The following is an 11,670-nucleotide window of genomic DNA, read 5'->3' as shown; positions in this document are numbered from 1 at the left end:
ATGGATTTTTGGCAAAGAGAAAATATAGGTTTTGAATTCATAAAGAGCAAAATGTTGCCTGCTACACCTTTCGGAGCCGAGCTTGTAAAGAGTATAAGACCTTTTAGAAAAGATGAAAGAGATATTTTGGAGGTTGAATTAAGCAATTTAAATAAGCTGTCTTTAAATTATGAAGAGGTAAAATCCGATATCAATGCAATAAGAAGAATACTTATGCAGATGAAGGATGTAAGGGGCTCTATAAAGTTCGGAAGAGACAATACACTTTCAGATATAGAACTGTTTGAGATAAAGATATTGCTTATGCAACTTGAAAAGCTTAAGCCTGTTGTGGAAAGAGTGTCGGATGAGCTTAGACTTGACGGCTTTTTCATAGAGCCTGTAAGTATAGCGGTGGATATACTTGATCCTGATGGCAGGAGGATACCTACTTTTTCAATATATGATGAATATTCGGATACTTTAAAAGAAATCCGAAAGGAAAAGCGTGATACAGAATTAAGGATGCAAAGTGATGCGGCTTTGTTTGATGAACTTAAGGATGAGAGACTTGATATTACTGCAAAAGAAGAGAAGGAAGAAAGAAGGATAAGGGAAGAACTTTCAATAAAGTTAAGGCCGTATTTTGATACAGTAATAAAGAATATAGATAGTGTTGCAAGATTTGATTTGCTTATAGAAAAGCACCGTGTATCAAAGCTTTATCCTTCATGTTTGCCACAAATCACAAAAGATACTCTTATATTGAAAGATACAATAAATCCGTATATATGTGATATCTTAGAGAGCAAGAGACTTAAGTTTACACCTGTAAGTATAGAGATGGGACTTGGAACTACGGTACTTACAGGTGCAAACATGGGAGGTAAGAGCGTTACGCTAAAGACTGTGGCGCTAAACACATATCTTGCACTTTGTGGATTTTTTGTATATGCAGACAGTGCAAGTATTCCCGCTTTTGATGAGATAATTATGATATCGGAGGAGTCACAGTCTGTAGCAAAGGGACTTTCAAGCTTCGGTGCACAGATTGTGGAACTTAAGAACCTTTTAAATGAAATAGAAAATGAATTTGTCTTTGCAATTTTGGACGAGTTTGCAAGAGGAACCAACCCGAAAGAGGGCGAGAGTCTGGTAAGAGGACTTGTCGCGCTCCTTAATACAAAGAAGACTGTAAGCCTTTTGGTAACTCATTTTGACCATGTGGCCGAGCTTTCAAAAAGTCACTACCAGGTCAGAGGCTTGCAGGGAGTGTCGGAGGACAAGATTTCCTCAGCACTTCTTACAAAGTCGGATGATGATGCAAAAATTACAGCCATCTCACAGTTTATGAATTACGGTATCTTTAAGGTGGACAAAGATGCCAAGCCGCCGAAAGAGGCGCTTATGATTTGCAGACTCTTAGGGCTGCAAAATGAACTTTTAGATATACTATAATAGAAAGGCCGGGTTATGCCACTTACTGTTAGGGACATCATTGAGAACAATTTTTTTCCGGGCACCGAACTTATAACAGGAAGAGAGAGTGCCGGGAATATAGTCAGTTGGGTAAATGTACAGGAGATACTTGATTCTGTAGATATGGTAGGCAGCGGTGAACTGCTTATAACAACAGGATTCGATCTGGCGGATTATACCAGATATTTTAATTTGATAAAGAGACTGAAGGCAAAGGGCGTTGTAGGGCTTATGGTACAGACAGGCTACTATGTGGACAGTATACCTGTATACATATTGGAGTCGGCAAGAAAATATAAGTTTCCGGTGCTTGAGCTGCCTGCAAGTTTTTCATTTTCAGAAGTTTTAAAGACTCTTATAAGTGAGATAAACAGAGAGTCGGTTATAGGCAATCAAAGCTATTTGGATTTCAACTATTTTTATCCCAAGCTTAAGAAAAAGCTGGCTGAGAGCCTTGAAAGGGGTATAGGAAGCGACAACATTATAGCTGTTTTGGCTGTTTCGGCAGTCAATGTATACAATGAGGTGGGACCTGATATAGAAGAAGCGTTTGAAAATATAAAATCATTGTCGGTCATCAGCTGTGATACATATATCGGACATTATGAAAAGAATGTACAGATGACATTTTGTCTGGGATTTGAAAATGCTACAAAACTCAGAGATTTGATGGATGAGGTACAGGTTGTACTTATAAGACTTTCAAATAAGATAGGTTTAAACTTATTTGCAACGGCGGATACAGTTGAGAACAACAATCTTGAAAACTGTATTAAACACTGTATGGAAGCCTTACAGACCTTGCACAGTATCAGAGCTATCAGAGGTACCTGTATGTATGAGCATATGACATTTTTGAAAAAACTGTATTCAATATATAGAACAAATACACTTTATTCAAAAGAAAATAAGGTACTTAGGCTTCTTATCGACAAGGACAGAGAATCCGACAGTGATTATATAAAGACCGTAAGGTTTTTTCTGGAAGAAAACGGCAATGTGACAAGGGCTGCAAAGCGACTTTTTGTCCATAGGCATACTTTGATAAACAGAATGGATGCCATAAAAGATATTACAGGATTCAACTTTGACGACTACTATGAGAGGCTCGATTTGTCTTTGGCACTGATGTTAAACGATTACTTTGATTAGAATAAAGATATGGATGAGATAATACTGAATGTATTTTTCATCCGTATCTTTTTTATTATGCAAAATATGCAATGAAAAGATATTGTTTTATCGCAAAATAGGCATTTATAAAATTTTACAATCTATAGTACTGTCTAAAATTTATATGTGCATATCGTATATGAAATATGGATTTTAGTATGCTGAAATAATAAAGTATTATAATCAAGGATAAAATATCATAGTAAATTCAAATATAAAAACTTATTATATAAAGGAAACAAATATACGATATATACATTTTGTCCACTAACTTGTATTTTTTTATATACATTTAGTCAGTCCCCAATTTCTTAAGTTTATTGTAAAATATTTACATAAAAAAGAGATGAGTACGGCTTATCTATGTAAGGAGGAAAAATGGTTAAATCAACTATTAGGCTTCGTATGAGCGCTCATGATGCTCACTACGGCGGTGAGTTGGTAGACGGAGCAAGAATGTTAGGATTGTTCGGAGATGTAGCAACTGAACTTTTGATCATCAATGACGGTGATGAGGGTCTTTTCAAGGCTTATGACAGCGTAGAGTTTTTGGCACCGGTTCATGCGGGAGATTTTATTGAGGCGACAGGTGAGATCGTTTCTGTAGGAAATACATCAAGAAAGATGGTATTTGAGGCAAGAAAGGTAATAACACCGAGAACAGATATCAATGATTCGGCATGTGACGTATTAACAGAGCCTGTAGTGGTATGCAGAGCAAGCGGAACTTGCGTAGTACTTAAAGACAGACAGAGAAACAAGTAGGCAAATATGGAAAAACTTATTATTACAGCATGTATATGCGGCGCCGAGGTTACAAAGGAGCAAAATCCTAATGTACCTTATACGGTGGAAGAAATCGTAAGAGAAGCAAAATCCGCTTATGATGCGGGTGCCGCTATAATACATCTTCATGTAAGAGAAGATGACGGAACACCTACACAGAGTGCGGACAGATTCAAAGAATGTATTGATGCTATAAGAAAAGAGTTGCCGGATGTTATTATACAGCCTTCTACAGGCGGTGCGGTGGGTATGAGCAATGAAGAAAGACTTGCACCGATTGATCTTAACCCTGAGATGGCAACACTTGATTGCGGAACCTGCAATTTCGGTGGAGACGAGATCTTTGTCAACACTGAAAATATGATTGTGGATTTTGCAAAGAAGATGAATGAACATAATGTAAAACCTGAAATCGAAGTATTTGATAAGGGTATGGTGGATATGGCAATTCGTCTTCACAAAAAGGGCTTTATAAAAGCTCCTATGCATTTCGATTTTGTAATGGGCGTAAACGGCGGTATTTCAGGAACACCGAGAGATTTATTATTTATGGCGGAGAGCATACCGCAGGGTTCAACATGGACCGCTTCAGGAGTTGGAAGAGCGGAATTTCCGATGGTAACAATGGCTATTCTTATGGGCGGACATGCAAGAGTAGGATTTGAAGATAATATATATCTTAGTAAGGGCGTAATGGCAAAGTCAAACGGAGAGCTGGTTGAGAAGGTCGTGAGACTGGCAAAGGAACTTGGCAGAGAAATAGCTACGCCGGATGAAGCAAGAAAAATACTTGGTTTAAAATAGATTGGAGAAAGTATGTTAAAGGGAAATAAGTACGGTATTCACAGAGTTATTGAACCGCAAGGGGTTTTGACACAGGCGGCAAAGAAAATCGACAATGATATGACAAAGAGATATTCAAATGAGATTATCTGTGACGTTATTTCATTGAACATCGATTCGGCTTCATTTACACAGATTGAGGAAGCTTGCAATAAGGATACTGAAAAGATAGGACAGATGATCCTTGATATCGTAAATGAGAGAGGAAAAATGCAAAATCCTGTAACAGGTTCAGGCGGAATGTTTATCGGAACGGTAAGCTATATCGGTGAGGACCTTAAGACAGACATTAAGGTTGGTGATAAGATCGCATCTTTGGTATCACTTTCTATGACACCTTTAAAGATTGATAAGATCAAGGCTATTCACCCTGAGATAGACAGAGTGGACATTGACGGTCAGGCCGTATTATTTGAGAGTGCATTGTATGCAAAACTCCCTGATGATTTACCTGAGCCTCTTGCACTTGCAGCACTGGATGTAGCCGGAGCGCCTGCTCAAACAGCCAAGCTTGTTCAGTCGGGACAGAGCGTGTTGGTACTTGGCGGAGCCGGAAAGAGCGGAATGCTTGTTTGCTATGAAGCTATGAAGAGAGTCGGACCTACAGGTAAGGTAGTGGCTATGGACTACAGCAAAGAAGGCGTGGAAGAACTTAAGAAGATGGGACTTTGCCATGAGGCATTCCAGGCAAGTGCGGCACTTCCTGTAGATGTACTTGAAAAGGCATTGGAGCTTAATGACGGAAAAGAATATGATGTTTCAATATGCTGTGTAAATGTAAATAACTGTGAGATGAGTGCAATCCTTCCTGTACATGACGGCGGATGCGTATACTTCTTCTCAATGGCTACAAGCTTTACAAAGGCAGCACTTGGAGCAGAGGGCGTAGGTAAAGATATCGATATGATCATCGGAAACGGATATACAAAGGGACATGATGTTATAACATTGCAAGAAATTCGTGAAAATCCTGCAATCAGAGAAGTATTCGAGAAAAAGTACGTTTAATACACATAAGTAAGGGGAATCAAATGAGAAATAGTAGAGAAAACGGTTTATTCGTGGACGTTCCGGACAATGAGTGGAATGACTGGAAATGGCAACTTAGAAACAGAATCACAAATGTAGAGAGTTTAAAAAAGTATGTAAAGCTTACCGAGAAGGAAGAAGAAGGTGTAAAGAGATGTCTTGAGAACTTAAGAATGGCTATCACACCATACTATCTTTCACTTATAGATCTTGATGATGAGAACGATCCTGTAAGAAAGCAGGCAATCCCTACAGTATCAGAGCTTCATATAGCTGATGCGGACCTTGCGGATCCTTTACATGAGGATACAGATTCACCTGTTCACGGTCTTACACACAGATATCCGGACAGAGTATTATTCCTTGTAACAGATCAGTGCTCAATGTATTGCAGACACTGTACAAGAAGAAGATTTGCAGGACAAAATGATACAAGCGTACCTACATCACAGGTAGATGCCTGCATTGACTATATCAGAAGACATCCTGAGGTAAGAGATGTACTTCTTTCAGGCGGTGATGCACTTCTTATCAGCAATGAAAAGCTTGAGTACATTATCTCAGAGCTTAGAAAAATAGATCACGTTGAGATTGTAAGAATCGGTTCAAGAACACCGGTTGTTATGCCTCAGAGAATTACACCTGAGCTTGTAAATATGCTTAAGAAATATCATCCGATTTGGCTCAACACACATTTCAATCATCCTAGCGAGATTACAAAAGAGTCTGCAGAGGCTTGTGCAAGACTTGCAGATGCAGGTATCCCTCTCGGAAATCAGACAGTGCTTTTAGCAGGTGTAAATGACTGTGTACATGTAATGACAGATCTCGTGCATGAGCTTGTAAAAATCAGAGTAAGACCTTACTACATATATCAGTGTGACCTTTCACAGGGACTTGAACACTTCAGAACACCGGTTTCAAAGGGTATTGAGATCATAGAAGGCCTTAGAGGACATACATCAGGATATTGTGTTCCTACATTCGTTGTTGACGCACCTGGAGGCGGCGGAAAGACACCTGTTATGCCTAACTATGTTATTTCACAGAGTCCGGGCAAGGTAATACTTAGAAACTATGAAGGTGTTATCACAACATATACAGAGCCTGAGCATTATGAGAATCATTGCAACTGTGATATTTGCAAGGGCAAGAGAGAAAAGCAGTTAGGCGGAGTGGCAGGACTTGAGCAAGGAAATGCTATGACAATTGAGCCGGCTGATTTGGCAAGATTTAGAAGATCACATGAGAAAAAATAGGAGATAAAAACATGAGTAAACTTGGACTTGATCAAAGTTTAATCTCTAAAGCTAGAAATAGTGCAAAAAATGTTGCGCTGGATGTCCAAGCCTTTATTGATGAACATACTACAGTAGCTGTAGAGAGAACGGTATGCAGACTTTTAGGGATTGACGGAGTAAACAGCGTGGAGGTTCCGCTACCGAATGTGGTAGTGGACCACATGGTGGAACATAAGCTTCTTCCGATGGGTGCGGCATTCATGATTGGAAATGCAATGCTTGAGCTGTCACTTACACCGAATGAGATAGCACAGGGTATCGACAAAGGTGAGATAGATTTATCAAAATTAAAGATTCATTCATCAAAGGAAATCGAGGATGCAATTGTACCTGTAGCAAAGACTATGGTGGATAGGATTCAGGTTAATGTTGATAAAAGAAACGAATACTTGGCAGAGTTTGGAGATACAAAGGGTCCGTACATATATTTGATTGTTGCAACAGGAAATATATATGAGGATATCACGCAGGCGGTAGCGGCTGCAAAGCAGGGAGCGGATATAATAGCTGTTATCAGAACTACAGGACAGAGTCTTCTTGACTATGTTCCGTACGGTGCCACCACAGAAGGATTCGGCGGTACATATGCTACACAGGAAAACTTCAAACTTATGAGAAAGGCACTTGACGAGGTAGGTGAAAAGGAACACAGATATATCAGACTGTGTAACTACTGTTCAGGACTTTGTATGCCTGAGATAGCGGCAATGGGTGCTATGGAAAGACTTGACGTAATGCTTAATGACGCACTCTACGGAATTCTTTTCAGAGATATAAATATGCAAAGAACATTGGTTGATCAGTATTTCTCAAGAATCATCAACGGATTTGCAGGCGTTATCATAAATACAGGTGAGGATAACTACCTTACTACGGCAGATGCCATAGAAGAAGCACATACAGTACTTGCATCACAGTTTTTGAATGAGCAGTTCGCTCTTGAAGCCGGATTGCCGCCTGAGCAGCAGGGTCTCGGTCACGCATTTGAGATTTCACCTGATGCCGAAAACGGATTCTTATTTGAACTTGCACAGGCACAGATGGCAAGAGAAATTTTCCCTAAGGCACCTCTTAAATATATGCCTCCTACAAAGTTCATGACAGGAAATATCTTCCGCGGTCATGTACAGGATGCACTCTTTAATATGGTGACCATACTGACACATCAAAAGATACATCTTCTCGGAATGATGACAGAGGCTATACATACTCCGTTTATGTCAGACAGAGCGCTTGCAATAGAAAATGCACAGTATATCTTCAGAACAATGAAGGATTTGGGAGAAGAAATCGAGTTCAAGGAAAACGGTATCATTAGAAACAGAGCAAATGAAGTCCTTACAAAGGCTGCAAATCTTTTATCGGATATTGAGACACAGGGATTGTTTGCTACACTTGAAAAGGGAACATTTGCAGATATAAAGAGACCTTTCAACGGAGGTAAGGGATTAGACGGAGTCGTTGTAAAAGATAGTGTATACTTCAACCCATTTATTCCTCTTATGAAGAAGGAGGTAAAAGATGAGTAGCGGTTTATATAATCTAAATAAGGTCGACTTTGATAAGACACTTGACCTTACAAAGGTAAAGGCTTACGGCGATACCATGAACGACGGTAAGGTTCAGGTCAGCTTTACACTTCCCATAAAGAATGATGAGAGAGGTGAAGAGGCGGCAAGAATACTTGCAAAGAAGATGGGACTTTCAGATGTCAATGTGGCATATAGAAGATCGCTTGATGCGGAGTTTACATTTTTTGTGGTTTATGGTAGCTTAGTACATAGTGTTGATTATACCAATATTCATGTGCAGACAGTTGAAGAAGAGACAATGAGCATGGAAGAAGTCAATGAATTTATCAAAGAGAACTTCCACAGAAAGATAGTTGTTGTCGGAGCTTCCACAGGTACAGATGCACATACTGTAGGAATAGACGCTATAATGAACAGAAAAGGTTTTGCCGGACACTACGGACTTGAGAGATATGAGATGATTGATGCATATAACTTAGGTGCACAGGTTACCAATGAAGAGTTCATAGAAAAGGCAAGAGAACTTAATGCAGACGTATTACTGGTTTCACAGACAGTCACACAAAAGGATATTCATATAAAGAACCTTACAAATCTTGTAGAACTTTTGGAGGCTGAAGACCTTAGAGATAAGTATATTCTCATATGTGGAGGTGCAAGAATCACATATGAGCTTGCTAAGGAACTTGGCTATGATGCCGGATTCGGAACCGGAAAGTTTGCAGACGATGTAGCAACATTTGCTGTTACTGAAATGGTAAAAAGAGGCTTAGGCAAGTAAAGGAGTAAAAATGACAGGACTTATTCACGTATACGAAGGCGACGGTAAAGGAAAGACAACTGCAGCTGTAGGGCTGGCGGTAAGATGTGCAGGTAGCGGCAGAAAAGTCCTGTTTACACAATTTTTAAAAAGTGATACTTCAAACGAGCTGAAGGTGCTTAGAAAAATAGATAATATAGAAGTTTATACAAAAAAAACTAATTTTGGGTTTACATTTAATATGACTGATGCTGAGAAACTTAAAGCAAAGGAGTTTTTCACAAATCATTTAAAAGACGTTATTCATCTTGCCACTGAAGGTAAATATGACCTATTGGTAATGGATGAGGTAATAGATGCTTACAATCTTGATATGGTGGATCATGATACATTGACGGATTTTCTTAAATCCCGCCCTGAAAATCTCGAAATTGTCATGACCGGAAGAAATCCTAAAAATGAGATAGCAGAACTTGCTGATTATTTTACACATTTTCAAAAGGTTAAGCATCCGTTTGACAAGGGGCAAAGGGCCCGTGTCGGTATAGAAATGTAAAAGAGAGGAAACGGTATGAATAGTGGGAATGACACTTGTAAACCGAGGTTTTTTAGAGATAAAAAATCATACGTGCTATGTTTAGCATTGTTTATTGCAGTTATGTGTCCGATAGTTGTTTTCGGAGCGGAGGCGGAAGCACCGAAGCCTGCTCTGTATGCAACGTTTTGGTCACTGGTACCGCCGCTTGTAGCTATCGTGCTTGCACTTATAAGTAAGGAAGTATACAGCTCACTTGCAATCGGATTGATTTTCGGCGGTATGTTGGCATCAGGGTTTAACTTTGAAGGAACTATGAAGGCGGTATTTGAGCAAGGTATGGTTTCAGTACTGTCAAGCAGCTACAATGTAGGTATATTGATTTTCCTTGTTATCTTGGGAATGGTTGTTGCACTTATGAATAAAACAGGCGGTTCTGATGCCTTCGGTAAATGGGCATCTAAAAGAATCAAGACCAGAGTAGGTGCACAGCTTACATCAATCCTTCTCGGATGTCTTATCTTTATCGACGACTACTTTAACTGCCTTACAGTAGGTAGCGTTATGAGACCTATTACAGATAAGCATCAGGTTTCAAGAGCAAAGTTGGCATATTTGATAGATGCTACAGCGGCTCCTGTATGTATTATTTCACCTATTTCATCATGGGCAGCTGCAGTTACAGGCTTTGTTGACGGTGAAGACGGATTCGGACTTTTTGTAAAGGCAATCCCTTTCAACTACTATGCACTTCTTACAATCGTAATGATGCTTGTAATAACATTCTGGAAGTTTGATTTCGGTCCTATGAAGGTTCACGAAGAGAATGCAATGAAAGGCGATCTTTTCACAACAGGAGAAGAGAAGTTTGAGGAGCTTGACAGAGGAGGCCATAAGGACGGTAAACTTGTAGATATGCTCTTCCCGATCATTTCACTTATTGTTTGCTGTGTAGTAGGTATGCTTTACACAGGTGGAATATTCAGCGGTGCAAGCGTTGTAGAGGCTTTCTCAAATTGTGACGCTTCAGTAGGTCTTTCAATGGGTAGCTCTATAGCACTTATTATCACATTGATATTCTATATTTCAAGAAGATCACTTAAGTTTACAGAATGTATGGAATGCTTACCGGCAGGATTTAAGGCAATGGTACCTGCAATACTTATTCTTACATTTGCATGGTCATTGAAGGCTATCACAGATGTACTTGGTGCAAAGCAGTTCGTAGCCGCTATGATGGAGCATTCGGCAGCAGGTATGCAGATACTTCTTCCGGCAATTATATTCGTTGTTGCAGTTTGCCTTGCATTCTCAACAGGAACATCATGGGGAACATTCGGTATCCTTATTCCTATAGTTGTTGCAGTATTCGCAGGCAAGGATCAGCAGATGATGATAATCTCAATCTCATCATGTATGGCAGGTGCTGTTTGCGGTGACCACTGCTCACCTATTTCAGATACGACCATTATGGCGAGTGCCGGTGCACAGTCAAATCACATCAACCACGTAAACACACAGTTGCCATATGCAATGTTGGTTGCAGCTGTATCGTTTGTAAGCTATATAATCGCAGCTTTCGTAAGAAATGTGGTTATATCACTTATAATCGCGGTAGCATTGATGGTAGGTGTACTGTTCATTATCAAAAAAGTTACATCAAAAGAAGGTTCAAAACAAGGCGTAGCAAACGCAGCTTAATAAAAACTTCCCTCAATCCCATAAAGGTTGAGGGATTTTTCACTTTGTGATACTCTTATATTAAGAAGCTTAATGGTACATACAGGAGGTAATAATGGAAAAATCAGATGAAAGACTGAATACTTTTATAATTTTTGCGGTTTTTATGGTGACATTGCTGTTTATAGCAAGAGTTATTTCACTTGTATTAAGTCAGCATATAAACTTCAGAATGAGGTTGGCTTTTGACTTTAAGACCAAAGGACAAAATGATAAAAGAAGGATTGAAGATAAGAAATAATAAAGGGGCTGTCGGGAAATAAGCATTTCTACTTCCCACAGAACTAAATAAAAATATCCTGACAAATACAAGGCGTTTTTGCTTTGTGACTTTGTCAGGATATTTTATTTTTCTATAATGCTGTCTATTTTTGGGCATAAAACCCCCTTGGCATAAATTTTGCTTTTGCATTTTTTACTATGCTGTTTTCTCCTGTATTTTCCCTTCAAATTTCTTTAGTTTTGCATGGAGAAAACGATGATATTTATTTATATTTCTTCCTATTGCAAAAA

At 39.2% G+C, this 11,670-nt stretch carries 11 protein-coding genes; all 11 read left to right on the top strand.

Annotation, left to right across the window (positions count from 1 at the left end; genetic code table 11):
* On the top strand, positions 1 to 1,437 hold the full coding sequence (gene kamC / locus EHW90_RS08590) for a lysine 5,6-aminomutase reactivase ATPase KamC (RefSeq protein ID WP_124952392.1): 1,437 nt from the start codon (positions 1 to 3) through the stop codon (positions 1,435 to 1,437).
* 15 nt (positions 1,438 to 1,452) lie between these two features.
* On the top strand, positions 1,453 to 2,610 hold the full coding sequence (locus EHW90_RS08585; protein WP_124952391.1) for a PucR family transcriptional regulator: 1,158 nt from the start codon (positions 1,453 to 1,455) through the stop codon (positions 2,608 to 2,610).
* Between the two features lie 399 nt (positions 2,611 to 3,009).
* The gene (gene kal / locus EHW90_RS08580) at positions 3,010 to 3,396 is read left to right on the top strand and encodes a 3-aminobutyryl-CoA ammonia lyase (protein ID WP_060930082.1); all 387 of its coding nucleotides are present in this window, start codon (positions 3,010 to 3,012) and stop codon (positions 3,394 to 3,396) included.
* Between the two features lie 6 nt (positions 3,397 to 3,402).
* Positions 3,403 to 4,221: a 3-keto-5-aminohexanoate cleavage enzyme gene (gene kce / locus EHW90_RS08575; protein WP_009445692.1), complete on the top strand. Its 819-nt coding sequence runs from the start codon at positions 3,403 to 3,405 to the stop codon at positions 4,219 to 4,221.
* A gap of 12 nt (positions 4,222 to 4,233) precedes the next feature.
* Positions 4,234 to 5,268 (top strand): L-erythro-3,5-diaminohexanoate dehydrogenase, encoded by a 1,035-nt coding sequence (gene kdd / locus EHW90_RS08570; protein WP_009445693.1) that lies wholly within the window; start codon positions 4,234 to 4,236, stop codon positions 5,266 to 5,268.
* 23 nt (positions 5,269 to 5,291) lie between these two features.
* Positions 5,292 to 6,548 carry a lysine 2,3-aminomutase gene (kamA, locus tag EHW90_RS08565; protein WP_124952390.1) on the top strand — a complete coding sequence of 419 codons (1,257 nt, stop codon included), beginning with the start codon at positions 5,292 to 5,294 and terminating at the stop codon, positions 6,546 to 6,548.
* Between the two features lie 11 nt (positions 6,549 to 6,559).
* Positions 6,560 to 8,119, top strand: a complete 1,560-nt coding sequence (gene kamD / locus EHW90_RS08560; protein ID WP_124952389.1) for a lysine 5,6-aminomutase subunit alpha — start codon at positions 6,560 to 6,562, stop codon at positions 8,117 to 8,119.
* On the top strand, positions 8,112 to 8,903 hold the full coding sequence (kamE, locus tag EHW90_RS08555) for a lysine 5,6-aminomutase subunit beta (RefSeq protein ID WP_009445697.1): 792 nt from the start codon (positions 8,112 to 8,114) through the stop codon (positions 8,901 to 8,903). The genes kamD and kamE overlap by 8 nt, the downstream gene beginning before the upstream one ends.
* 10 nt (positions 8,904 to 8,913) lie before the next feature.
* Complete coding sequence (locus tag EHW90_RS08550; protein ID WP_124952388.1) at positions 8,914 to 9,438, top strand: cob(I)yrinic acid a,c-diamide adenosyltransferase; 525 nt, start codon at positions 8,914 to 8,916, stop codon at positions 9,436 to 9,438.
* A gap of 15 nt (positions 9,439 to 9,453) precedes the next feature.
* Complete coding sequence (locus EHW90_RS08545) at positions 9,454 to 11,118, top strand: Na+/H+ antiporter NhaC family protein (RefSeq protein WP_124952387.1); 1,665 nt, start codon at positions 9,454 to 9,456, stop codon at positions 11,116 to 11,118.
* 94 nt (positions 11,119 to 11,212) lie between these two features.
* Positions 11,213 to 11,398, top strand: a complete 186-nt coding sequence (locus tag EHW90_RS08540; protein ID WP_124952386.1) for a hypothetical protein — start codon at positions 11,213 to 11,215, stop codon at positions 11,396 to 11,398.
* The last annotated feature ends 272 nt before the right edge of the window (positions 11,399 to 11,670 follow it).

Source organism: Lachnoanaerobaculum orale (genome assembly GCF_003862485.1).
Taxonomy (GTDB): Bacteria; Bacillota; Clostridia; order Lachnospirales; family Lachnospiraceae; genus Lachnoanaerobaculum; species Lachnoanaerobaculum orale.
The sequence above is the reverse complement of the archived record's forward strand: the minus strand, read 5'-3'. Positions and strand labels throughout refer to the sequence as shown.